Below are 24,679 nucleotides of genomic sequence, written 5' to 3'. Positions count from 1 at the left end.
ACTCGTATGAATCTGACATTAGGAGTAAATGCTGTAGTTATGCTAGAGTCAATATAGCGACTTATGGGAGAAGGTGTTTGTATTTCATTACATCAGACAATAAAAATTTTTTATGAACGAAAAATGCCTGTTGAATTCATCAGTATTAGCTCAAACTATAAAATGAACAATCGTAGAATAACGTTCTTTACAAAAGAACTTCATCACCTTCTATAGGAGGCAAAAAATGAATATAAAATTACGTCTTAAAATAATGATTTTTCTCCAGTTTTTTATTTGGGGATCTTGGCTTGTTACACTCGGTTCTTATATGATTAATACGTTGAGTTTTACTGGTGCACAAGTTGGATTTGTATATAGTTCAACCGGTCTTGCTGCCATCTTTATGCCAAGTATTATAGGCATTGTTGCAGATCGCTGGGTAAAAGCAAATATTTTATATGGAATCTTACATTTCCTCGGTGCGATTACCCTATTTACAGCTGCTCAAATTGCTGATCATACTATTATGTTTTGGGTAATGTTCTTTAACTCGATTGTTTATATGCCAACACTTGCTTTATCGAATACAATTTCTTATGTTAGCTTAGAAAAAAAGGGGTTCGATATCGTAAAGGACTTCCCGCCTATACGTGTCTACGGGACAATTGGTTTTATTCTTGCGATGTGGATTATTAGTATTGCTAAGCTTGAATTAAGTAATATTCAGCTATTCATAGCTAGTGGAGCATCGATGGTACTTGCACTATACTCATTTTCTCTTCCTACCTGCCCAACTTCCAATGCCATAAAGGATAAGTCGTTAGTTAGCCTTTTAGGACTTGACGCTTTTGTTCTTTTTAAACGAAAAAAAATGGCTTTGTTTTTCCTTTTTTCAATGCTATTAGGTGTTGCCCTTCAAATTACCAATACATTTGGTGATCCATTTTTACACGATTTCGCGTTGAACCCAGAATATAAGAATAGCTTTGCCGTTAAATATCCAGCTATTTTATTATCAGTGTCGCAAATTTCAGAAGTATTCTTTATTTTGACCATTCCCTTTTTCTTACGTAAATTTGGAATTAAGAAAGTAATACTCATCAGCATGGTGGCATGGACATTACGCTTTGTATTCTTTGGATTCGGAAGTCCAGTCGGTGTAGGATTCTTATTGTTATTATTATCTATGATTGTTTACGGTTGTGCATTTGATTTCTTTAACATTTCGGGAGCCATTTTTGTAGAAAAAGAAGTCGATCCTCGAATTCGCGCCAGCGCTCAAGGATTATTTAGTACAATGGTAAATGGAATCGGCGCCTATGTGGGGGCTATAATTAGCGGAACAGTAGTTGATTATTATACAGTTGATGGAGTAAGAAATTGGCAAAACATTTGGTTGTTTTTTGGAGCCTATACTCTCGTTTTAGCAATAATTTTTGCGATAACTTTTAAATATAATCATGACAGCAATGAAATGAAAATTTGACCGTTTGCTTTTGTCTTCACTAATAAGAATGTTACTACAATATCCAACTGTATCTCCTCACTTACTCACGGGAAATATGTTTTCCATTAATCGGAAATCCAAGGTGATGGAAATCCTACCCTTGCTTGTTTTCAAGTACAAGAAAGAGCCTTACCGTTCTCGGTATAAGGCTCTTTTACTTTAGCAGAAAAACCGGCTACCTTCAGTTACTTCAGGATGCTTTTATATGGCTTTAACGCTTTCTCCACTCTTCAAGAGACATCTCATTAAAATCCTCAACATCATCTAGTCTCAATGGTGTAATTAATTCTAAGGAGTTACCAACTGGGTCTGAGAAATAGATTGCTGCATGTGCATGAGGTTTGTTTAATAGAACTAAAGGTTGCTGTTCAGAAGTAAGGCCAAATTCAGTTCGAACTTCTATGCCAATTGAAGACAACCACTCTTTTACATGTTCAAGATCTTCTTCATCAATTTTAAACGCCAAATGTCGGATAGATGGATGGTATTTTAATTGAACACTATCATTTTCCCATAATCCTAACCAGCTTTCTCCTTTAACTATCCAAAAGAAAGCGACTTTTCCTTTTTTATACGCGAGTTCTAACCCTAACTTTTTATAAAATAAAATCGAATTTTCTAAATTACGAACTGGTAAATGGGCTTCATATAAACCTTTAATCATTTCAATATTCTCCCATTTCATCTTTATTTATGAAATAATATATTAAAAACACATTCCATTTACATCAATCTTTAGTCTGAATCTTTAAAAAACCTATCTTCAATAAAGTATCTAAAAACAGAAAAAATTCCAACTAATACATAACTCAAACTATTGAAAAAAACTATAATCATAAAAAACATACTAATATACGTAAAATCGTCACCAATACTAAAAACACTTGAGATGAATTTAACTAAAGATAGAAAAACAACTGGTATCAAAATTGCACCGAATAATCCAATGCGTATCAAAGAAATATTTTTCACTTTATGGAAATATAAAAACACACCGTTTGTTAAAAAAATTAAAAATAAAAAAAACCCCGCTATAGAAATATCCATAATTATACAAACACCCTCCAGAATTTAGCGAAATAAATATTAAAAGAACTCATATAATCCATTAACAAAATACTCATATATTTTGTCATCAATTATATTTTCACCGTACCCTTCAAAAAAGATTTGTTTTTCGATTTCGTTTTCAAAGACATTTGGTTTCGGTCGAATTGCAAGAGATACATCATATCTTGGGTCTCCGTATGCTCCACTCCCCCAATCAATAACACCTGTCACTTCCCCGTTGGAAACCAATACGTTATCAATTGTATAGTCTCCATGAATTAACGTCTGCTTATAATGATCTGGTTTATATTTTTTAACCTTTTCCAATAATTCCTTAGTTCCATCTACTTCATTTTTAATAAGATTATCGTTTGCTTGACTTATCATTTGCTCAAGCCAGTTTTTATGGTGTATTAGTTCCTTTGGACAAGGCGTTGAATGAACATCAGCTAAGAGTTTGCCAAAGTTAAATATTATTTCTTGTCTTATTTCCTTATTTTTCTCATCTTTTAAAGCAATTCGGATAGTTTCACCCTGAAAGAATTCAAAAAGTGCCCAACATTGACTATCTTGCTTTTGTTCAACGAATAGCTCAACTTTCGGAACACGTAGTTTTGTTTCCTTTGCCAATCTGTTTAGTACAGAAACCTCTCTTTTTAACAAAGAACAGAACCATTCACCTGTTGTTCTTTTGAGAGCAAAAGAGCCTTGATGACTCTGAATAATCGCAACATTCGAGGTGTATCCTTGTCTTGGAAACTTAATACAGTCAATGTTTTTTAGATATTCTCTTATTTCTTCTGGTATTTCATCTACCTGTATTGGCTGCAATAAAAAAACCCCCACCTCTGAAAAGATATTAGTATACGCTTCCCCTTACCAAATAATCAAAATAATTATGTCAATCTATTTTCCACTAGAATTCTAATAACTTAGTGACCGCCTTTAACATTAAAATATCAATTTCAACAACAATAAGAGATTGTTTCAATAATGATAGCGACTACGCTACCGATTCTAATCAACTTTATTTGAATATCAGATAACTCAGGGATTTCTTTGTATCGCTATCGCTCAAAAAAGAAAAAGCTTTCCATAGGCTGTTACATACTCCAAATACAAAAGCCATAAGTATGGATAATACTATACTTATGAATAACATCGCTTCTCCACTGTTTAAAACTTTAATTATAGATTAATTCTTCCATATGTTTCAATATTCCTGTTGTTTTTGGGTCATCACCAAAAGTTGTGGATGACATTTGTTAAAATATATGCCATGTATTAATTGATCTTCGTTCCGACTAGGCGACTCCTTGGGAATTAGCGTTACAGATGAGACCCTGCGGCGAGCATGTAGAGGAACGAAGACTAAGAGCATCACATCCTGGATTTATCGAAACAAGATCGCTCTTTATCGAAACTATTTGAGCTTTTATCGAAACAAAATCTCATTTTATCGAAACTTTTTGGGCTTTTATCGAAAAACAAGCTCTTTCTAGCAAAGAAATCAACCACACGTTATGGTGAAGAGTCTTGTTTTTTCCAGAAACTGGTGAAATTTTCGATACTAAAATAAATGGAGCATGCTTTAAGGGTATGAATTATTAACAAAGTTCGTAGATCTGAGGAAGTTACATTTTGCTCAGCAAAAAAATGAATGGACACTCAGATTGTTTTTCTATTATCATAAAGTATAATCACTACTTTTACAGATAAAAAATGCACATTAGAGAATATTTCACACATTTCAAAATCGGAAGGGGATTATTTTCATGAGTAGAGTCCAACAACTTGCACCAAATTTTTATTGTATTGATACACACGATTTAAATCGGGAACAGCGTACAAGCTCTTATTTGCTTATCGACGAAAAAATTACATTAATCGAAACATCTGCCAGTCCTTCTATGCCATATATAGTTGAAGGTTTAGAGGAATTACATATTTCTTTAGAGGATATTCAATATGTAATTGTTACACATATCCATTTAGACCATGCTGGAGGTGCGGGATTATTTTTACAAAGTTGTCCAAATGCTACATTCGTTGTCCATCCACGAGGTGTATCTCATATGGTTGATCCTAGTCGTCTAATCGCCAGTGCAAAAAGTGTTTATGGATCAGAATTTGATCGTCTTTTTGATCCAATTGTACCTATCGATGTTGAGCGTATTATAGAAATTGGACATGAGGAAGTATTATCTTTAGGTCAACATCAGCTAACGTTTTATCATACGGAAGGCCATGCAAAGCATCATGTATCGATGCTGTATTCTGCTACGAATGGATTGTTTGTTGGAGATACAACTGGTGTACGTTATCCAGAAATGGAGAGCGAAGCAATTGATTTAATTATTCCCTCCACTTCGCCGAATCAGTATGACCCAGATACGATGGAGCAATCTATCAAGCTTTACGAAAAATTAAATGCTACTGAATTGTATTTCGGTCATTTCGGTGCATATAAAAATCCAGCTGAAGCTTATAGACAAGTGCGCTATTGGACACCACTATTCTTAGCTGAAGGGGAAAAGGCGTTAACGGTATCTAGTGATTTTAAAGAACAAGTACAATTTTTAGATACTCGCTTAAAGAAACTTTTGTACAACTACTTACAGGAAAATGGCATCGAAGAAAATCATCCGGTATATCAAACAATCCCATTTGATACAATTGTTTCGGCAATGGGAATTTTGGATTACTTAGAGAAAAAGAATGCCCAAAATTAAAGCATTAGCACTGATGTACTAAACCCCAAATACGAGAGGAGAAATCCTCTCTGTTTTCTTTTATGTTCTTTTTTCTTCAATCGTTACGATATGTTTGATTTCAGCAGGCAAGCAAACTAGTTCTGATTTAAAGAACTCTGGGAATGGAAAGACATCCTGAAGATTTGAAATAGGTAACCATTCTAATTTTTCTTCAATACCATCACTAGTGTAGCTTTCACACTTAATTTCGACTTCAATAGATTTCATCAAATAAAAGAATGATATTTCATGAAATTGCGTTTCACCATATGGACCGCTTTGAACGGGAAAAAAGTTTTCATGAATAAACACTAAACGATCAATTTCAACATGCACTTTGGTTTCTTCAAAGCATTCGAGAATGATAGCTTCTTCCAAAGTCTCCTGTAACTTCACTCTTCCCCCAACGGAGTAGTAGTAAGGGTCACGATTATTTTTAACCATTAGCACTTTATCATCTCGAAGAATTATAGCGCCCATCCTCATATTGAACACTCCTTCTTTAGTTGGGAAGGTAATGTCTTGATTTTGTTTATCCAACTGAATCTCCTGCCTTTCAAACGTTAACTTGATCACTCTATGTAGCTATCTATTCCCGAAATGGCACTGGACTACATTTGAATTTAAATGATTGGAATTCACCAAAGATTTATCAACAAAATATATAACGTCTAAGAGAATTGACAAATCCTTAACTTTTAAGCAGTTGATGATATAAATTAAAAAGAGGGCCAGTGTAGTAATTCCGCCCTCTCTATCAATCAATTAAATCATCCAAGAGATTAAAATCCTGCTCCTTCCCTATCAATCAGAAGAAAAAGTAAAGGATTACTGATAAAAATTTAACCAATTAATCAAATATTTGATTGTGAGGAATCTGAGCATTAGGACATCGTTTTTTTAACTCTAAAATGAATTTCCTTTTATCTTTCGGTAAAATTTTTATACTACCATGAGCTGCTGTTTTATAAAATATTTCAAGACCCTTATCAGATGATGAAATTAGATAACCAGTATACTTATCTGTCGTTGGAGAAACCCTCGTTATACTTTGATAAGGAATCTTACTTTTGAATGGTCCACCTTTCACTAAAAGATAATTTTCACAGAAAACAAACTTAATAGAATTTGCGTACCACCATATAAAAACTACTGAAATAATAAAGACCATTGACATAATAATAACAGTTGATAAAGATCTGATAAATAGAAACAGTGGTATAGCCCCAAACATCCAAACCAATAAAAATATAATTATTGCTAAAATAATATCTGTTTTTGCATGATATACCATAGGAATTATCCCACCTTTCTTTTTAATTTCCATTAAAAAACCAACCATTTAACGGACAGAAAAAAATAAGGAGATCAAGCCAACCTTAATAAGTAATTTAACATTAATTATTGATTTAGCAAACGAAATAAAAAAACTATTCAGATAATTATAAATAAGTTTATTAAAAAGCATCGACACTAAAGCCGATGCTTTTTGCTTTTATCGAGGTTTTCCTGTTCATATTTAGGAAGAAAATCATTGCTCCTTTATCCGTTCTAAAGCTGATTGAAAATCTTGCCTCTCCCCTACTTGACGGAAATTTTTAAATGGATTGCTCACTTTTTTCATTCGCTCCAGTACAGCTGGAATGGTAAAGAGGTCTGGTGTTAACTGTTCATTGACCTCCTCCCAGTATAATGGTGTTGCCACTAAGCCCTTCTCATTACCACGTGTTGAGTATGGTGCAATAATTGTTTTCCCTTCTGCATGCTGCACATAATCTAAATATAATTTGTTATGCCTATTCTTTTTTAAGCGCTCAATCGTATATAGTTCAGGCTTTTGCTCACATAAAAAACGACTGATAAATTCAGTAAATACTCGCACCTCTTCATAGGAAAATGCATTTTCAGGTAACGGTATATATAGCTGTAATCCTTTTCCACCCGATGATTTAACAAAAGATTGTAGCTTAAAATAATCAATAATTTCCTTTAAATCTAACGCCCCACGAACGGCCAGTGAAAATTGCTCTACCGACGGAGGGTCTAAATCGAAGACAATTTCAGTCGGATACTCTGTTTGCAACGTTTGAAAAGGTATATGCAGCTCTAACGCAAGCTGATTGCCTAGCCACAATAATGTTTCAAGATTGTTACACACAAGATAATTAATATTGTCCATCCATCCTGTTGAAACAAATTCAGGTATTTTCTCTGGACTACTTTTTTGATAAAAGCTTTCACCCGGAACCCCATGTGGAAACCGAATTAATGTAAGCGGACGATTTCTCAAAAAAGGTAATAAATACGGAGAAATTATTTGTAAATATTGCAAATATCCATCCTTCGTAATACCGATTTCAGGCCAAACAGGCTTATCAGGATGCGTAATTTGAACAGTATCGGGAATAGGATAAAGTTGACGCTGCATGTGCTGCCAATGACAATCCCGAACCATCGTCCCCAGTCGAAATGCATGGAAACGTGGTTCTCGACATTTGCTTCCATCAAAATCAATACATGCTACATCAACACAAATGGATGGCTCCAGTTCCCATGTTTCATTATTCCTCTGTCCATTTTCTTGAAAGAAAGCAATGAGTGTTTTACGCTCTTCCTCTGACAGTCCATGTTTAAAACTAACGACTTCAACTAGCTCCTCCTGTTGATAAACAGAGCCATGAAAATAGCCATTGCCATGATCATATTTAGTCACTATGACCGTTACATAGCGCCAATTCTTAATTTTTAACCAATGAGTCGAGCGCGTATCTCCAACCCATTTACTAGTTTTCTTCTTCGCAACCATTCCCTCTCCATTGTAAATCTTAATAGCCTTCCAAAGAGGCTCACTCTGTTCTACACCATTAAGTGCTTGCAAACGACGTTGATCTTCATAATTGATCATCACAGGAAGCTTTAAAGTCTTAAAAAGCTTAGCCAGTTGCTGTTTGCGAGTTTTTAAATACTTATTTGTCAGCGACTCCCCTTTATAGCTCAGTAAATCAAAAGCAATATAATGAAAAGGAAAGTCTTTTGCATGTGCAGCAATAACTTCTTTATTTTGCATCCTACCTCTTTTTTGAACAAGCGAAAATTCACTTTTAAAATCATTCATTAAATACACTAATTCCCCATCAAATGTTAATGGTAAATACGCTTTTACTTGAGGAAATATGCTCTGACAAAAATCCAGGATCTCTGGAAACAAGTGATTTAAGTTATTGCCATTTCTGCTTATTAACATTGGCTGTTCGTCCCATACTAACATACATCTAAATCCATCAAATTTTGTTTCGTACAACCATTCTTCACCAATAGGCGTTTCAAGCACTTCTGTTAATAGCATTGGTTTCATAATGATTACCTACTTTGCTTTTTACCTTCAGTTTCTGACGATTTCACTTTAAGATACATAAAAATAAGCAAAATATATCATAGTAAGAAAAACGAGGTGACACAAATGCATACAGTTTGGAAAGGCAGTATCTCATTTGGACTTGTCAATATACCAGTGAAACTACATGCCGCAACTGAAAATAAAGACATTAAACTGCGACAGCTCCATAAAGAATGTCATACACCTATTAGCTATAAAAAGGTTTGTGAAGGCTGTAATCAAGAAGTTAAAGATGAGGATATTGTCAAGGCTTATGAATATGCCAAAAATAAGTTTGTCGTATTAGATCAAGAAGAATTAGAGAACTTGCGTAAGGAAAATGAAGATAAGGCAGTTGAAATCATAGATTTTGTTAAATTAACCGAAATCGATCCTATTTATTTTGAACGAACTTATTTTTTATCCCCTGATACGACTGGCAGTAAGGCATATTCCCTATTACGTCAAACATTAGAGCAATCTGGAAAAATAGGCGTTGCCAAAATTATTATCCGTTCAAAAGAGCAGCTCGCGATTGTTCGTGTTTATCAAAATGCCCTTGTGATGGAAACAATTCATTTCCCTGATGAGGTAAGAAGTGTGAGTGATGTGCCGAGTATTCCTAGTGAACAAACGGTCGTTCCAAAAGAGTTAGAAACAGCACTAATGCTCGTTGACCAATTAACAACAGAATTTAACCCTGAAAAATATACAGATGACTATCGTAATGCGTTAATGGAGCTAATTGAGGAGAAAAAAGCTACGAATACAATCTCAACTAGCGATAAACGTCCGGTACCTGATAATGTCACGGACTTAATGACAGCACTTCAAGCTTCCTTAGAAAAAACGAAAAAGCCAACAACAAGAAAACGAGCAACAAAAACGAAGAAAAATGCTTAAAAAATATAGAGCGTATCCTGATTTTGGGATACGCTTTTGATGTGGTGGAAGTGGACAATTAGTCATTTCCATTTAAGTACCTGTGTGTAAACCTCTCATTATTTATGACCAATATCTTATCCTGATAACCGCTAAACTTTTGAAAAAAATTAGGTTTACTAATCTCTTCAAAATATCGATTCCATTGAAACATTTTGATGAATATTGTAAAAGTCGGTTTGTAATGTGACTTTTCCAGACTCATTTTTTGCAAAATGAATCTTTTGATTATTCGATAAATTCTTACGGCATAATTTGTATCCAAGAAAATAATCAAGTCGGCATGATGAAAACTTTGTGCTACCCACTCCTCATTATGTACGCCCTCAATGATCCAAGTTTTAGTTTGAATGATAGCATTTAAATGATCTATCTTTTCTTGATTGGTCCTTCTTATATCCCCCGATTCTTTTCTTGTCCAAACAACATTATCTAATTCATAATAAGGGATATTGAATTTTAAAGATAATTCTTTCGCTAACGTTGTTTTCCCGCTCCCAACAGAGCCGATGATATGTATTTTTTGTGGAAATGTATTGTTCAAAAAAGCCCTCCTATCCTTTAAAGTTTGTTAATTTTGTAGCTCATCACCTAAAGTTAGAGATGAATAGCGTCACAGCTGAGACCCTTGAGCGAAGCGGCTCATCGGACGCCCCTCGGAAGTTTTGCACTGTGCGAAAGCAACAAGGTTTTGTCTGTGCGAAAGCAAAGCGATAGCAACAAGGTTTTGTCTGTGCGAAAGCAAAGCGATAGCAACAAGGTTTTGTCTGTGCGAAAGCAAAGCGATAGCAACAAGGCGCTCAGCCGGAACGGAAATCGACTACACATTTACGGTATAGCTCGATTTGTGCGAATATTGCATCTATTATACAATATATCTCAAGTAAAGATAAAATATTGAAGGAGTAGAATTGTATGGATCAAAATGAGTTTAGTGGAAATTTAGAGAAATATAAAAACCCTATTGAATATGATGTAATTTATGAAAACTACAACGTAGATTTACATTATATTAAAAATCTTCTTAGGAAGAATAGCGATCCGATCATTGAATTAGCTTGTGGCACAGGTCGATTAGCTATTCCCCTAGCCAAGCAAGGATTCAATGTTTATGCAATAGATATCCATGAAGGGATGCTTCAATTGGCAATTGATAAAGCGAAAAAACAGAATGTACAAGTGCATTTCTCTTTGCAAGATTGCACGCAACTTCAATTACCTATTTCATCAAATTTCATCTATATGACAGGAAATTCATTTCAACATTTTTTAACTAATGACAGTCAAAATGCTTTATTCCAATCCGTTAAAAAGCACTTACATCCAGGTGGAGAATTTGTATTTGATACGAGAAATGCGCTTCTAAACGAACTGTCTATCGTGGATGAATACGAAGAAAGTTCAGTTAATAGCAAAGGTGAAAAACTAACCATTCAGCATCGCGAAGAATATAACCCTGTCACACAAATCTTAACTTGTCGTTCTATAAATAAGCTTGGACATTCAACTTTCGAAGATTCAATTCTACTTCGCTATACATATCCAATGGAATTGAAACGGCTATTAGAACAAAACGATTTTGAATTATTACATCTATACGGTTCATGGAAAAAAAGTGAATTTACGAAGGATAGTCCTTCTATGATTGTACATGCGCGATTAACAAAACAAAATCCATAACACAAACATTCGTTCCACTTTCTGTTATAATAAAGAAAAAACCAGGAGCAAACTAGATGATAAACATTAGTGAACGTATGGAGCATTATCGTATAACTGGCCTTAGTCTTGTAGCGATCGAAAAGAGCAAAATCAGTAAGTCAGATTATTTTGGAGTTCTAGAAGCAGGTAGCGATCAAAAAATTAATGAGCACACGATTTTCAATGCTTGTTCGATAAGTAAGTTTCTAACAAGCATATTAGTATCGAAATTGGTGGAACAAGGTTATTTAAACTTAGATGAAGATATTAATAAGAAGCTAGTTTCATGGAAGGTTCCTGACAATCAATTTACAAAGCATAAAAAAGTTACATTACGTAACTTACTCTGCCATCAATCAGGTATTGTGGACCCGGAAAGCAGTTTTACGGCAGTAGAATCGTTCAATGACATGCCATCCATGCTAGAAATATTGGATGGTAAAACGCCCTACTGCAAAACGCCTATTGAGATAACGTATGAACCCGAAAGTGAATTTCACTATTCCGATGCAGGCTTTTGCGTTATTCAATTACTTATTGAAGACACAATGGGCAAACCATTTTCCGTTCTTATGGACGAACTTATTTTTCAGCCATTGAGCATGACAAACAGCACTTTTTCTAGCACTCTTTCAACATCAAATACGGATAATTTTGCATGTGGTCATGATAAAAATGGCGAGTTAATCTCAGGAAAATACGCTATTTATCCATACCTTGCAGCCTGTGGTATATGGACTACTCCAAACGATTTAGCAAAATTATTATTGGATGTTACGAGTGCTATAAAAGGACAAAGTAAACTTGGTCTTATGGCAACAGGAATAAAAGAATTGTTTCAACCTCAAGGATGTAAGGAATGGGCAGGCCTAGGTGTATTTCTAGATGGAGCTGAAGAGAAACTCGAATTTTCCTCGCTTGGCTGGGGTGTTGGGTTTCAATGTATGCTAGTAGCTTATCCATACCTAGAAAAAGGTATTATCATGATGACGAATACGGATACTGGTGTACATCAAATGAAGGGAATCATGGGTGAAATCTATCATTCGCTTTCGTAATCAAGAAAGTGGCTGGGACAAAACTGGTCAAAACCTTAAAAAGCGCGAGAAATCAATTTTAGAAACGTTGATTTCTTGCGCTTTTTTATGTTAAACTTTTAGATTTTGCGTAAGAAAATATGCTTATGTCATAAGCGACGTAAATTATCAGTGCGGTCAGAGAGTGTTGCATGAAGGTAGATGTCGATATTTTTCAAAAGTTGGTTGATAAATTAAAATAGTTGGTTGATAAATCGATAAAGTTGGTCGATAAATTAAAAAAGTTGGTTGATAAAACGATAAAGTTGGTCGATAAACAATCAAAAGTTCTCGACAAATCTCAAAACTGCAGCTCATTAAAGATTTCTTTCGCTGCAGAAAAATGAGGTTTTGTCCTAGCCTTTCTTCACCCTATAATGCATTTGCACCATTTGTCCATAGCGAGTCGTATTGATTAACTTCAACTCTTGAAATGGATTATTATTCTTAAACAGCGGAATGCCAGAGCCTAATAGATGGGGTGTGATTGTAATTATCCATTCATCGATCAGCTGTTCCTTCATAAATGCATCAAGTATGTCAGCTCCACCAACCATCCATATTTTCGAGCCTTCCTGTTCCCTTAACTTTTTCGAAAACGTTACGACATCCTCATTCACAAACTCAACATGTTCGTTTTTACCACTTAATGAAGTCGAGAATACATAACATTTCTTATCAGGATATGGAAAGGTCTCCGTATGCTCAACAACCCAATCATACGTTCTTTTACCCATAATAATGGTATCGATAGATTGATACATGTCGGAATAGCCAGCATCCCCTTCCACCTCAGCCTCTTCCAGCCATTGTAAGTCATCATTTTCTTTCGCTATAAATCCATCTAAACTAGTCGCAACATATAATATGATTTCTCGTGACATATCGTCATCTCCCTTTCTTCTTTGAAAAATTCATGATCAACATTTATACTAAACCTAAAACATGACAACTACTGGCATGATTACAATGAAAGGTGGAAAAATGTCAAAAGCAAAACGTTTATTAGATATTCTTTTGTTTGTGAGTGCAAAAAAGAAATTTACTGCACAAGAAATTGCTGATGAATTCGATATTTCAATTCGTACAGTTCATCGATATATTTTAGATTTAGGTGATATGGGCTTACCTATTTACGCGGAACAAGGACGAAACGGTGGTTATACTGTTCTAACGAGCAGACTTCTTCCCCCTATTTTATTTACAGAAGATGAGGTCGTTTCAATTTTCTTTGCGTTTCAATCACTCAAATATTACCGTGATTTGCCCTTTGATGCGGAAATCTCCTCCGCTTCTCATAAATTATATAGCTCACTTCAACATGACGCCAAGCAGAAAGTGGATAAACTTCAATCCTATATCGCCTTTTGGAATCCTAAAAGAGCCATAGAAACACCTTTATTGAAAAATGTTTTAGAAGCAGCCATTGAAAATAAAAATCTTCATATCCAATATGAATCCAAATCAGGTACAACTACGAAACATATTCATCCACTTGGTGTTTACGCACATGATGGATTATGGTATATGCCTGCCTTTGATTTTACGAAACAAAAAATTTTACTATTTCGAGTAGATCGTATTCTTTCTATAGAAAATGAAGAAAACAAAGATAAATTCTTAAGCTTGGAGGAGTGGTTTGGCAGCACATATGAAAATAAACAACCCATTCGTTTACACGTCTTATTATCAAGGGAAGGTGTACGTCAATGCAAAAGCGATCCAAGCCTGGAGGATTTTGTCGCCATAGATGAAGATGGAACAGGTCATATTGATTCCATTATAGACAAAGGTGAGCTTGATTTTATTAGTCCCCTTTTCTATCGGCTGGGTAAACATGCTCAAATTGTAGAACCAAAAGAATTAATCGCTAATTTACAACAGCATGCAAAGGAAATTTTATCTATGTATCAAGAAAATGAGTAAGGCTATATGACGATTTTGTAAGATTGGCGTAACACTTATCGATACTACTTTTTGGAGAATTTCCTTATACTTAGTAAAAAAGGAGGAGAAAAAATGCAACCAATTGAATTAAACAAAAGAATAGATACATTAGATTATTTAAGAGGATTTGCTTTATTAGGAATTATTTTAGTCAATATTCCATCATTACTGTGGATTACACCACCAGAAACATCGATAGATATTACATATAATAGGTTTCTATTGCTCTTTGTGGAAGGGAAGTTTTTCTCCATTTTTTCATTTTTATTTGGTGTAGGCTTTTATATTTTTATTTCCCGTGCAAAAGCTAAAAATGAAAAGGCATATTTATTATTCATTAGAAGAATCATTATTTTATTTTTAATAGGACTTGTACATTTCTATTTTCAACCAGGAGAAGCATTAACCGTCTATGCGATATTTGGGCTAATTGCGTTACCATTTTACAAAGCTCGGAAAGAAATAAACGTTACTATAGGGCTTATATTATTAGCCGTAACAGCTTATTATGGCATCAAAATTGCTATGCCGTTTCCACTTATTTTACTAGGTTTAGCAGCTGGGCAATATCGAATTTTTGAAAAGATCAATGACAATCGAAAAAGCATATTTATCTTTACAATTATAATGTTCGGTATTAGCATAGGCGGCTTGCTGTATCAATGGCATTATGTCCCAGAGGCAATGGTGAACTTTAATAATATGACAGAGGATGAACTTACAGAACATGTGACAAACGTTGGGAATTTTTCGCTAATAGGGCTTCAGTTCAGTCCATTTGTATCAGCATTTTATGTAGGACTATTAATGCTTTTACTCCAACATCCTTTATGTCAATTTTTGCTATCACCATTAAAAGATTATGGCCGAATGGCTTTAACAAATTATTTAGGACAAACAACGCTGATTTTAATAATAGGGAATGCCTTTCACCTTATTGGCAATATCCGTTTCATCCAATCTCTTTGGATTTGCATAGGCATTTACATTTTTCAATTACTATTTAGTAGGTTTTGGCTAAAATTCTTTAGATTTGGTCCATTAGAATGGTTGTGGCGCATGGGCACATATTGGACAGTACCTTCAATACTTAAAACTTCTACTCATTCTAAGGAACGTTCCTAAAGAATTGTTTTAGAAAATGGCAAACACCTAACAGTAGGTTTTTCTCATTCATAATATGGTAGTGTACCTAATACACTTCCATTTTGCTCATACCTTCAGCAAAAACACACCCCCATATTTTACTTTTGGTCACTTTCGCTTTGGAAAAGTGACCTTTTTTCTTGTATAATATCCGTTAATTTTTGTGTACATAAAAGATGTACTACACACGACTTCTGTGTAATGCATAAGATGCAAATAATACAATTTGTATGGAGGATAATTTGAAAATAATAAAAAATCAAATCAAAATAATCAAGTTCCAAATTCAGAAAACCAAGCGGCCAAACTCGCAGTGATCGGAGCCGCAATTACTACTCTTGGCGATGCCATAACTACGATTTCAACAGGACTCGCGTTAGAAGAAGCACAAAATCAGAGCAAAAATAATAGTCAAAACAATAGTCATGATATTGAGAGATTACAAAGGCAAATTGACGAACTATCAAATGAAATAAGACAAATCAAAAAAATGATGATGCGTTAATGTTTAGATTGTCCTAAACCATTCATAAGATATTTCAACAACCCAAGAGGACAAGTAATGGCTTTCGGCAATTAACAAAAGCTTATAATTATACAAAAAAGTCTTTCATTATTCAAAAATGAGAGCCTTTTTTGTGTAAAAAAACCGACAAAACCATTTTAGATTTTGTCGGTTAGCAACCCTAATACACGGGTTTACTTATTTTCTTTTTTAGTAAAAATGCTCAATAAGCCTAGCAAATAAAAAATAACACTTCCCACTATGACACCATAAAACAACACAGAAATTGAAGTCGGACCCCATACTTTAACAAATTCCCAGTTTGCCCCTAGTAAAATTTTAGGGAACATAATTAAAAGTGTCAAAAATATTGCTACAACTAAAGAATGTATGATTAGGAAGAACGTCCTTTTTGTATTGAACGATACTCTCATTCGCTGTTTTTTAACAATCTGCCTCAATGTTGTTAGCAATAAAATACTTAAAAACATCCCAAATCCTACGACAATCACGCACAAAAGCGTCACAGTTTTATCTATTCTTTGTAAGTTGTCGGAATGGTTAATATCAATATTTTTCCCTTCCCACAAATTCATCACACCTTGTCCAATAGCGGTTGTATAGCTCGAATTCATATTGGACAGTATGGCCACTCCTAATTGTTCATCTGGCTGCATAATGAAATAAGATGTAAATGTTGGATTTTCACCTGCATGGAGTAAATATTGTTTTTTGTCTTGTTCCATAACTCCCCATCCACTAGCGTAGTATGTATCCTTATCGAAAGGCTCTACAGATTGATCAGGAATATGCGATTCTTGAATAATTTTTTTATCAATAGAATAAATTTGGCTACTTCCTAACTGTAACTTTAACCATTTTGCTATATCATTCGTGTTGCTTATAATATATCCAGCAGGTACATTTCCACGATAGATAGGTGGTGTGTATGGCTGCTCTCTCATTAGTCCGATTTTATAACCTGACGCCATCTCATCAGATTTAACTTGATGAAGACCAACATATGAATCATTCATATTGAGTGGCTCTAATATATGCTGTTTGATATACATATCAAAGGGCTGTTTTGATACCTTTTCGACAATGAGTCCCAAAACATCATAATTCAGCGTTGCGTACTCAAATGAGCTACCTGGTTTACGATCTAATGGCTGATCAAGTAATTTTTTCACAGTCAACTCAAGAGCATCACTTTCGTTACTTTCAGGGATATTAGCTATAGTGATAGATGGGATCCCACTTGTATGATACAGTAACTGATTAATCGTAATCGACTGCTGCTCCCCATTATATTTTAACTTCAACCACGGGATATACTTTTGGACATCATCAGATCGTTTTAACAATCCTTCCCTTTCCAATTGTAGAATGGCTAGTCCTGTAAATGCTTTCGATGTGGATCCTAGTTCAAATAATGTATTAGAAGTAACGGGTGTTTTTGACTTAACATCGGCATATCCGAAGCCCTTTTCATAGACCGTTTCCCCCTTCTCTACAATTACTAACGATACCCCGGGAATTTTACTAATTGCCATTTGCTCTTCAACAAATTGTTCAATTTTTTGAATTTTTTCTTCTGAGTTTGCATGTACGATTGTTGGCGATAAACTATAAAACGCCACAATCAAAGCAATCATAAACATATAGATTTTTGATGGTTTCATTTTCATTTCTCCTTGGATCTACTCCTTCAAGACGTTTTGCCTAGGTATAAGTTAACAACTTCATTTACTATAACAAGCAATTAGTACCTAAACCATCGTTTTACATGACTAAAAACGACACAACATGACAATTTTGTAACGTACAGGTCTTTTTACAGTCTATCTGTTTAGACAATCACCTATTAAGCCTATAAAAACAGATAAAGACCAGGCTCAAATGGTGATACCTGGTCATCGTCTTTTACGCAGCAAATCGCTGTGTTATCGTTGATTTTTAATAACAATTTCAGTTACAGCTAGTAATTTCCTTGGTTTAATATTATCCATGATAATATCCGCGATATCATTAGGATCCATTAAGTTCTTTGTTCGTTCCTCTGAAAATATCCCGTCCCAAAACTCTGTTCTCATACCACCCATGTAAACAGCACATACATTAATGGATGTTTCTTTTAATTCTAATGCAAGACTTTCCGTAAAACCTTTTACTCCAAATTTACTTGCACAATAAACTGATTCCGTTACTTTCCCCTCTTTACCAGCTGTGGAAACGATATTGACGATCGTTCCTTCATTACGTTCTTTCATACCTTTTAACACTTCTTGTGTGCAAAAAATAGTTCCTTTTAGATTTATATCAATCATTTGATGAACTGAATCCTCACTCAAGTTTTCAGCGTTATCAAAATAGCCAACACCAGCATTATTAATTAGTAATTGAATTGACCCTAAATCATCTTGTATAGATTGAATTATTTTAGCGACCATTTGTTTAGAAGTAACATCCACCTCATAAATAGAATAGCCATTGCTTAACGTTTTAGCCGTTTCCTCTAGCTTTGATTTCGTTCGGCCTAATAAACAAATGTAATAGCCAAGGCCCGAATATTTTTTGGCAAGTGCAGCACCTAATCCACTGCCAGCACCTGTTATAACAACGATATTTTTGCTCATATTTATCATCCTCTCTCGCAGTTAATTATACCAAAATAGAAACTTCTTTCAAAATACGAACATTGAATTGTATCATCACCCTTTAGTAGAGCAAAAATAATAGGAAAAATTCCTGATATGCTGATAATAGCATATCTTTCACTATGTATTGCTACTCAAATATTTGCATCCTTAATAGATTGGTTTTCAGATTTTTCTTTGAAAAGTTTTCTTTGATCATTTCACAGATTTTTTATTTATAGCAAATTGATCAATATGTCTATAGCATCTCAATAGAGTTTGAATACTATGAGTATGTAATCTGCAGATTATAAAACTTTTATTACGCAAGGAGGTGAATTTTAAATGCCTTTAACTACAGGTCCAGTTGAAAATACAGGGAATCAACCAGCAAATGCAACTAGCGTTCGTATTAAAATTCTTAATCTCACTGGAGGTCCGCTTACTGGAGTAATCAGAGTTTTCAGACTAAACGGTACGCGACAATTACTATCAACAACTTCCTTTAGCGTAGGTGCTAATGCTTCTACTTTCTTCACTCGAGGTTTAGGACTCTCAGCTCAATATGAAGTAGAAATTGCGCCAAATCAACCAGGCGGATTATATAGTGTTTACGGGTTAACAGCTTCAAGTGTTATCATTACTGCCCAAAGGTTTGTAAACTCAGAATTAACACAGATTCAATAATTTTGGTACAATTATCCCCTTTGAATATAGAGAAAAGTCACTCATTTTATTTTGAAAAATGAGTGACTTTTTATTGTTCTATTCATAACTTCTTCAACTATTATTGCAGTTAATTAACCGGTCATTGTCTTGGGAATCTTAACGGTCAAGTCAAGCGAACGTTCCCCTTTCAAAAGTTTTTATTCATTTTCTTGCATATTCGTTCCAAGTCATCCCTACTATTATGTCAATTAACAATATTTTGTAATTTTCTGGTTATTCAGAACATATAATATTAGTTAATATAAACTGCATAATTCCATCGAATAAAGAATAATATAAATTGTGGAGGGCGTTAAATGAATACAATTAAATCTTTAATCTTCCCCCAAGACTTGAATAGATTGACCAAAACTCTACTTAAAGAAGTTTGTAGTGATTTGACATTAGAAACAACAGGAAATGTAAATGAATTAGCGAGCAGAGTATGGAACGCTTTTGAACTAATTGAAGGCGATGTTCTTACATCAATCAGTAATAATATTTTTACTGGGGCAGTTTCTTTAGTTTGGTATCAAACTACAAATCAAACTGGTTTAATTGGACTTAAACAAAGTATTATTGATAAAATGTCATTTAATCCTTTTGAAACAGTAATTACACCAAATAGCGAAAATGTTCCCATTGAGCCTACAATTATTGCTGCTACTGAAATCGAAGGCTCACAAGCTTATTATTTAAGGTTTATTCACAGATCTGGGATAAATGTTGATTACTTTTTAACTAACCGTAGAGAATACATTAAACATGAAATTACGACAGTTTATATCGATGAAAATAAGGGAATAATCGAAGTAAGGGCAAGTTCAGCTGTTGCAAAGAAAATTATTGCTGGATTAGCTAAAATAGTAGATGAAGTATACGAATTCAAACAGTATGATTTCTTAGAAAAGTATGGCGGAACTCTTGAGCCTTTAGCTGATGTTCTTCAAGGAAGACTTATTGATGCTACTGGAAGACCAGCTGGATTAGTAAATACATTTGAAGAAACACAAGGTAAATCAATTGTAAGTATACTTTCTGCGATTGATGAATACTATACTAATGGTGAATTATCAGTGCTTGAGCAAAATTTAAATAGCGAAGATATTACCAGCATTTTAGAAACAACACCTTTTACTTTGCTACTTTTAAGTGGTCTTGAAACAATAGGATTAGGGAGTATTAGAGAGTTAAGGGGCTTACCATTGTATAATTATTTAGAGCCTTATCTTTCCAAGCAAAAAGGATCAATACTATTTGAACATAGTGTTGGTGGAGTAGTACAAGAATATTCTATTCGAATTGGCGTAACTACAAAGACATTTAAGTTCAATGTATTTGCGTCTGAACATGTATTGGATTATATTAGAGAAAAATTGATTCTGCGAGGTAAAAGTTGTGAGCAATTTAAAGCCATGGGAAATTTCTCAAAAAATAGATAATGCACTCGAGGCAATTGCTATAAGTAAAATCGACAAATTTTACCATAGTTATATTGCAAAAATAACTGACTTACCTCTTGGAGTAGTCATTGATAAATTATCTGAATTAGAGAAACAAGAAGCGCTCGTTATAAAATTAGAATTCCACTGTGAGGAATGCAGTAGAAGTATTTTAACTGCCAATAAATTTGAACTGGAAAATATCGATTCATTTACTTGTAAGTATTGTGGTACAGAAAATTGTTTTGACCCATTAAACGCTATTCCAATAATTAAATTAAGTGAAGATTACAAACAAAGTTTTTCAAAAAAAAAAATAATAACAAAAGGATTAATGTCGGGTTAAATAAACAAAATAAACCTGAGAGTTTAAGAGAAATGATTGATCTTTTAGAAAAAGAAAATTCTGGACAATTATTAGATAAAGTATCAAAACTCGGGCAAGTAACTATTATTTTAGGAGATGGTTATATGGGTGAATCTAGTAAATATGGTGGTTTAACTTTTGGAGACAATAAAGGTAATATAACGATTGAGAACAACGGTACACTGAATCAAGGAATGGCTAGCCAATCTGATGATATTATCCTTGCGTTAAAACAACTTCACGAAGATATTCAAAGCCTATCAGATGATCAAAGAGACATTGCAGAAGCGCATTTTGAACTTCTTCAAACGCATATAAACAATGGAGATAAAGAGAAAGCTAAAAAACCATTAGAGAAATTAAGTAGTTTGCTAGGTGTTATTAGTTCTATAATTTCTATCGCTTCTGCCCTCGGACTTGGATTCCCTTTAAAATAATATAGGTGTATTGATCTGATTTCCGCTACGGGCTACAATCAGTTAAAATGGAAATATATTAGTGAAATAGTAACGAAAAATTCCTTTTATCGCTCAATAATAAACCTATTTTTTCCTAACCCACTTGTCAGGCACATCTAACAATCTTAGGTGCAGTTTCTAAATGGGGAAATATAGTAAAGAACTCTCTGATATCCTATAGAATTATAAACCTAACAAACCGTCACTCCCCAGTATTAAACTGGGGTTTTTTGGACCCTTTTCCTACTTTAAATCCATTTACATATATTAATTTCGGAATAGCTCCTTTACATCGAAAGCAGGAACATTTTCCAATTCTTATCGTTCATTAATTGATAAGGGGGAGATGAATATGTTCGGATTTCTTAATTTGGGAAGCCTTGTGCTTGGAATAATTGCTTGGTTATTACCGATTGGAAATCTTTTACGTTCAAATAAGCAAGTTCATAAAAATGAGGTAGTTATTTGCATGTTGAGCTTCAGTGCTTGTGCGACATCGATAAGTTTCCAGTTATTTTACAATGACCAACTTGTGAAAATTGAGGATTGGACTGCTCTTATGGATACATCAGGAAGTGCAGTAGATGCTGTAACCATCCTGCTCATCGGTACGATTCTCTTAAATACTTTAACTATAATTGTACATCGCATTAAAAAAAAGAGAACTATATTATCAAGTGAAAATGTAAACGGAGTAAAAAATGTACAGAAATAGCCGGTCCTACTTTATAGTGGCTTTTACAAATATTATCACTGTCTGTTTAGCCCAAATTTTTTACCATACACTACTTGGTGAATCAAAAGATGAAGTAATTTTTCAATTTTTGATTTTCCCTTTACTTTTTGTGTTTATCAATATTTTTCTGTGGTTTAGCCAATTCAAACTAAAATTTTTTGAACACGCATTATTCGCCTATCTAGCCTTCTTTGTTTCCGTCATTGTTACTTCCTTACTGGTATTAGTAATCATAGGGCCTTCTCAAGAACTACCTCCGGGCGAAATCGTATTAGGGGCAGATTTGATATTGATTCTTGCCATCTCAACAATACAGTATATAATTTTACTGTTTTTAAATCTCATTTGTTATATAGGTTACCGAATCTTTGGTACTCGAAAAAAATAATAATAATTTCCAAAAAAGGATGATGGGAATCAGAAATTTTCTTTAATATAGAAAGTAAATCTCTGATCCCCCTAATCCCTTTCTATCAACAGCGAGTAATTTATCATCCCTCTTTAACGAGCTGTAATCTGTTATTTACTTCAATCCTGGTGTATTTAACTTACTCTAACGTTTTACTCAATTTGTGCTTCCACCATTTCCACTTCCCATGTAATAAAATTTTTTTTATTCATATTGCCATCTCAGATACAAGTCGCTATTTTTAATTAGTTAAAAGATCTTTGTTTCACTTAAATTGCCCCACTAACACAAAAAGCAATTGCTCCAGAACAATCGCTTCCTTTACTAAAATAAGAAGACAACTTAATTTTTCTTCCCAATAGTCTTATATAAACTGATGCGCTAACATAAAACCGATAGGAATAGTTAACCAAAGCAGAAAGTTGCTCAAGAAAATTTTAAAATAAGAGCTATCTGCTAATTTATCTTTTGAAAAAAATCTCCATAGAAATAGCACCCCAATAGCCCATATTGGTAAGATTAAAAAGAATTCTGGTGTTAAAGCATCAGCTTCACCTAGTGCCCCTTCTGCAAAAAACCAAGCAATAAATAATGCAACAAAACCACTAATTGTAACATTACCCATAACTAAAATTGATTTCAATTTAAACCCCACCATTCGCTTTGATTCTTATGAAATACTTTATTCAGCAGGTTATTCCAGGCGTGTTGATTAGGAAAAAATAGGTTTATTATTGAGCGATAAAAGGATTTTTTGTTACCATTTTGCTAATATATTTCCATTTTAACTGATTGTAGCGTAGGGCTACTCGACTCCCGCGGGATAGCGAGACAGACGAGACCCTGCACGGAGCGGAGCGGAGGAAGCGGCTCGACGCTCGCCCGCAGGAAAGCGAGTAGCCCGTAGCGGAAATCAGCCTTTTAAAATGTATAAAAATGGTTAATCAACACACCTGGGTTATTCCTCATTAAACCCTAAAGATGATGTTAAGGTCATCGGCTCTTCCCAAGGCTATTAACTTAATAACGTTACCTTAATTAATCATGTAAAAAAGAAAAACAGGAGCAGAAAGGAATAAAATTCATTCAATTACATAAATCATCGGAAACATAATATTTTCATTTTCGTACCACCCTAACAATTATATTCTTTATAATATTGTAACGGTAATTTTGTAAATTAGTTCCATTGATAAGTGTTGCAATTTTCAAAAAACTCATTATGAGGTGATGTTGTGGAGAATGATAAATTGGTCTGCAAGGCTTGTGGTTACGATTCTTTTGCAACTGGTCAACTTGGTCATGGTAGTTTTACTACAGACAGTAATGTTAGACCTATAGGATCTTTAATTGCTTCTGGTTCCCCACTTATTTTGTCATTTTGCAAAAATTGTGGAGAAGTGACTTCAATCAAAGTAGCTAAACCTGAAAAATTCAAATAATTCCACGTAGTTAATTAGGATCACTTTCAGCCGAATGATCCTTTAATTGTTTCTTTCCTCATATTGTCAGTAAATCATTTTACTTCTTTATAAGACTCAAAAAGTTCAATTAATGCTGGAATGGCTTCTTCATTCAAAGAATACATATCATTCATATAAAATCTTCCTGTATTTGCACTTGCGTAATACCATATATCAATGATTTCTTTCGAGTTATCACCGTACATCACTTCAAGCTTATATAAAGGACCTTCATCTGTATGAGGTTGTGATAATATAGTGGCATCTTGCATTGCATCTTCAAAAAGTTTTATTTGAGTGGCATTTTCAACTTCTTGTTTATCTAACTTAGCATTTGTTCCTTGTCCAATCACAATTATTTTTTGAATTTCATCTGCAAACTCAAAAGTTTTCATCTCTTCATTATTACAACCGACAAGAAACAACAAAACGAATATTATAAACATTTTTTTCATTAGATCCCAGGCCTCTC

At 34.0% G+C, this 24,679-nt stretch carries 29 protein-coding genes; 17 read left to right on the top strand and 12 right to left on the bottom strand.

Translation table 11 applies throughout. The annotated features are described in order from the left end of the window. Positions 1-226: 226 nt before the first annotated feature. A complete protein-coding gene (locus tag QRN68_RS15530; RefSeq protein ID WP_285397802.1) occupies positions 227-1,468 on the top strand; it encodes a nucleoside permease in 1,242 nt (413 codons plus the stop codon). 232 nt (positions 1,469-1,700) lie between these two features. Here QRN68_RS15530 and QRN68_RS15525 read toward each other — a convergent pair whose 3' ends face one another. Beyond that, the gene (locus QRN68_RS15525) at positions 1,701-2,153 is read right to left on the bottom strand and encodes a VOC family protein (protein ID WP_285397801.1); all 453 of its coding nucleotides are present in this window, start codon (positions 2,151-2,153) and stop codon (positions 1,701-1,703) included. Between the two features lie 225 nt (positions 2,154-2,378). On the opposite strand from QRN68_RS15525, the gene QRN68_RS15520 reads away from it, so the two are divergent. Further along, positions 2,379-2,564 carry a hypothetical protein gene (locus QRN68_RS15520; RefSeq protein ID WP_285397800.1) on the top strand — a complete coding sequence of 62 codons (186 nt, stop codon included), beginning with the start codon at positions 2,379-2,381 and terminating at the stop codon, positions 2,562-2,564. An 11-nt stretch (positions 2,565-2,575) separates the two neighbouring features. Here the strand turns inward: QRN68_RS15520 and QRN68_RS15515 are convergent, their stop codons facing one another. Continuing rightward, complete coding sequence (locus tag QRN68_RS15515) at positions 2,576-3,385, bottom strand: phosphotransferase family protein (protein WP_285397799.1); 810 nt, start codon at positions 3,383-3,385, stop codon at positions 2,576-2,578. Between the two features lie 929 nt (positions 3,386-4,314). Here QRN68_RS15515 and QRN68_RS15510 point away from each other — a divergent pair. Then, positions 4,315-5,271 carry an MBL fold metallo-hydrolase gene (locus QRN68_RS15510; protein WP_285397798.1) on the top strand — a complete coding sequence of 319 codons (957 nt, stop codon included), beginning with the start codon at positions 4,315-4,317 and terminating at the stop codon, positions 5,269-5,271. Positions 5,272-5,331: 60 nt separating this feature from the next. Here QRN68_RS15510 and QRN68_RS15505 read toward each other — a convergent pair whose 3' ends face one another. The 3 genes from QRN68_RS15505 to QRN68_RS15495 all read right to left on the bottom strand — a co-directional run bounded on the left by QRN68_RS15505 (position 5,332) and on the right by QRN68_RS15495 (position 8,647). Next, entirely contained in the window at positions 5,332-5,832 is a 501-nt protein-coding gene (locus tag QRN68_RS15505; RefSeq protein ID WP_285397797.1) for an NUDIX hydrolase, read from the bottom strand. A 310-nt stretch (positions 5,833-6,142) separates the two neighbouring features. Further along, positions 6,143-6,619 carry a PH domain-containing protein gene (locus tag QRN68_RS15500; RefSeq protein ID WP_285397796.1) on the bottom strand — a complete coding sequence of 159 codons (477 nt, stop codon included), beginning with the start codon at positions 6,617-6,619 and terminating at the stop codon, positions 6,143-6,145. 204 nt (positions 6,620-6,823) lie between these two features. Continuing rightward, the gene (locus QRN68_RS15495; protein ID WP_285397795.1) at positions 6,824-8,647 is read right to left on the bottom strand and encodes a DNA ligase D; all 1,824 of its coding nucleotides are present in this window, start codon (positions 8,645-8,647) and stop codon (positions 6,824-6,826) included. Positions 8,648-8,752: 105 nt separating this feature from the next. On the opposite strand from QRN68_RS15495, the gene ku reads away from it, so the two are divergent. Beyond that, positions 8,753-9,571, top strand: a complete 819-nt coding sequence (gene ku / locus QRN68_RS15490) for a non-homologous end joining protein Ku (RefSeq protein ID WP_285397794.1) — start codon at positions 8,753-8,755, stop codon at positions 9,569-9,571. Between the two features lie 58 nt (positions 9,572-9,629). Here the strand turns inward: ku and QRN68_RS15485 are convergent, their stop codons facing one another. Then, positions 9,630-10,154, bottom strand: a complete 525-nt coding sequence (locus QRN68_RS15485) for an AAA family ATPase (protein WP_285397793.1) — start codon at positions 10,152-10,154, stop codon at positions 9,630-9,632. A gap of 121 nt (positions 10,155-10,275) precedes the next feature. Here QRN68_RS15485 and QRN68_RS15480 point away from each other — a divergent pair, with 121 nt between their 5' ends. From QRN68_RS15480 to QRN68_RS15470, 3 genes are all read left to right on the top strand, one after another. Then, complete coding sequence (locus tag QRN68_RS15480; RefSeq protein WP_285397792.1) at positions 10,276-10,449, top strand: hypothetical protein; 174 nt, start codon at positions 10,276-10,278, stop codon at positions 10,447-10,449. 76 nt (positions 10,450-10,525) lie between these two features. Beyond that, a complete protein-coding gene (locus tag QRN68_RS15475) occupies positions 10,526-11,290 on the top strand; it encodes a class I SAM-dependent methyltransferase (RefSeq protein WP_285397791.1) in 765 nt (254 codons plus the stop codon). 56 nt (positions 11,291-11,346) lie between these two features. Further along, positions 11,347-12,369, top strand: coding sequence for a serine hydrolase domain-containing protein (locus QRN68_RS15470; protein WP_285397790.1), 1,023 nt, complete (start codon positions 11,347-11,349; stop codon positions 12,367-12,369). 156 nt (positions 12,370-12,525) lie between these two features. Here QRN68_RS15470 and QRN68_RS15465 read toward each other — a convergent pair whose 3' ends face one another. Then, positions 12,526-12,705 (bottom strand): hypothetical protein, encoded by a 180-nt coding sequence (locus QRN68_RS15465; protein ID WP_285397789.1) that lies wholly within the window; start codon positions 12,703-12,705, stop codon positions 12,526-12,528. 38 nt (positions 12,706-12,743) lie between these two features. Next, a complete protein-coding gene (locus tag QRN68_RS15460) occupies positions 12,744-13,271 on the bottom strand; it encodes a dihydrofolate reductase family protein (protein ID WP_285397788.1) in 528 nt (175 codons plus the stop codon). 100 nt (positions 13,272-13,371) lie between these two features. Here QRN68_RS15460 and QRN68_RS15455 point away from each other — a divergent pair, with 100 nt between their 5' ends. From QRN68_RS15455 to QRN68_RS15445, 3 genes are all read left to right on the top strand, one after another. Further along, the gene (locus tag QRN68_RS15455) at positions 13,372-14,313 is read left to right on the top strand and encodes a helix-turn-helix transcriptional regulator (protein WP_285397813.1); all 942 of its coding nucleotides are present in this window, start codon (positions 13,372-13,374) and stop codon (positions 14,311-14,313) included. A gap of 93 nt (positions 14,314-14,406) precedes the next feature. After that, positions 14,407-15,459: a DUF418 domain-containing protein gene (locus QRN68_RS15450; RefSeq protein ID WP_285397787.1), complete on the top strand. Its 1,053-nt coding sequence runs from the start codon at positions 14,407-14,409 to the stop codon at positions 15,457-15,459. Between the two features lie 334 nt (positions 15,460-15,793). Further along, positions 15,794-15,985, top strand: a complete 192-nt coding sequence (locus tag QRN68_RS15445; RefSeq protein WP_285397786.1) for a hypothetical protein — start codon at positions 15,794-15,796, stop codon at positions 15,983-15,985. A 194-nt stretch (positions 15,986-16,179) separates the two neighbouring features. Here QRN68_RS15445 and QRN68_RS15440 read toward each other — a convergent pair whose 3' ends face one another. Together QRN68_RS15440 and QRN68_RS15435 are read right to left on the bottom strand one after the other, a co-directional pair. Beyond that, positions 16,180-17,676 (bottom strand): serine hydrolase domain-containing protein, encoded by a 1,497-nt coding sequence (locus QRN68_RS15440; RefSeq protein WP_481817456.1) that lies wholly within the window; start codon positions 17,674-17,676, stop codon positions 16,180-16,182. Between the two features lie 255 nt (positions 17,677-17,931). Next, positions 17,932-18,624, bottom strand: a complete 693-nt coding sequence (locus QRN68_RS15435) for an SDR family oxidoreductase (protein WP_285397784.1) — start codon at positions 18,622-18,624, stop codon at positions 17,932-17,934. Positions 18,625-18,969: 345 nt separating this feature from the next. On the opposite strand from QRN68_RS15435, the gene QRN68_RS15430 reads away from it, so the two are divergent. The 6 genes from QRN68_RS15430 to QRN68_RS15405 all read left to right on the top strand — a co-directional run bounded on the left by QRN68_RS15430 (position 18,970) and on the right by QRN68_RS15405 (position 22,723). Next, positions 18,970-19,311: an ATPase gene (locus tag QRN68_RS15430; protein WP_285397783.1), complete on the top strand. Its 342-nt coding sequence runs from the start codon at positions 18,970-18,972 to the stop codon at positions 19,309-19,311. A 338-nt stretch (positions 19,312-19,649) separates the two neighbouring features. Continuing rightward, entirely contained in the window at positions 19,650-20,774 is a 1,125-nt protein-coding gene (locus QRN68_RS15425) for a hypothetical protein (RefSeq protein ID WP_285397782.1), read from the top strand. Next, a complete protein-coding gene (locus QRN68_RS15420; protein ID WP_285397781.1) occupies positions 20,731-21,120 on the top strand; it encodes a hypothetical protein in 390 nt (129 codons plus the stop codon). Before QRN68_RS15425 ends, QRN68_RS15420 begins: the two co-directional genes overlap by 44 nt. A 32-nt stretch (positions 21,121-21,152) precedes the next feature. After that, entirely contained in the window at positions 21,153-21,578 is a 426-nt protein-coding gene (locus QRN68_RS15415; RefSeq protein WP_285397780.1) for a hypothetical protein, read from the top strand. A gap of 373 nt (positions 21,579-21,951) precedes the next feature. Then, positions 21,952-22,314 carry a hypothetical protein gene (locus QRN68_RS15410; protein WP_285397779.1) on the top strand — a complete coding sequence of 121 codons (363 nt, stop codon included), beginning with the start codon at positions 21,952-21,954 and terminating at the stop codon, positions 22,312-22,314. Positions 22,315-22,330: 16 nt separating this feature from the next. Then, the gene (locus QRN68_RS15405) at positions 22,331-22,723 is read left to right on the top strand and encodes a hypothetical protein (protein ID WP_285397778.1); all 393 of its coding nucleotides are present in this window, start codon (positions 22,331-22,333) and stop codon (positions 22,721-22,723) included. A gap of 385 nt (positions 22,724-23,108) precedes the next feature. On the opposite strand, the gene QRN68_RS15400 is transcribed toward QRN68_RS15405, so the two are convergent. Further along, entirely contained in the window at positions 23,109-23,387 is a 279-nt protein-coding gene (locus QRN68_RS15400; RefSeq protein ID WP_285397777.1) for a hypothetical protein, read from the bottom strand. Between the two features lie 592 nt (positions 23,388-23,979). Between QRN68_RS15400 and QRN68_RS15395 the strand changes: the two genes are divergently transcribed. Next, positions 23,980-24,186, top strand: a complete 207-nt coding sequence (locus tag QRN68_RS15395; protein ID WP_285397776.1) for a hypothetical protein — start codon at positions 23,980-23,982, stop codon at positions 24,184-24,186. Positions 24,187-24,260: 74 nt separating this feature from the next. Here the strand turns inward: QRN68_RS15395 and QRN68_RS15390 are convergent, their stop codons facing one another. Further along, entirely contained in the window at positions 24,261-24,662 is a 402-nt protein-coding gene (locus tag QRN68_RS15390; protein WP_285397775.1) for a YhfM domain-containing protein, read from the bottom strand. Positions 24,663-24,679 lie beyond the last annotated feature (17 nt).

The sequence above is a fragment of the Lysinibacillus sp. fls2-241-R2A-57 genome (genome assembly GCF_030209535.1).
Lineage (GTDB): Bacteria > Bacillota > Bacilli > Bacillales_A > Planococcaceae > Lysinibacillus.
The sequence above is the reverse complement of the archived record's forward strand: the minus strand, read 5'-3'. Positions and strand labels throughout refer to the sequence as shown.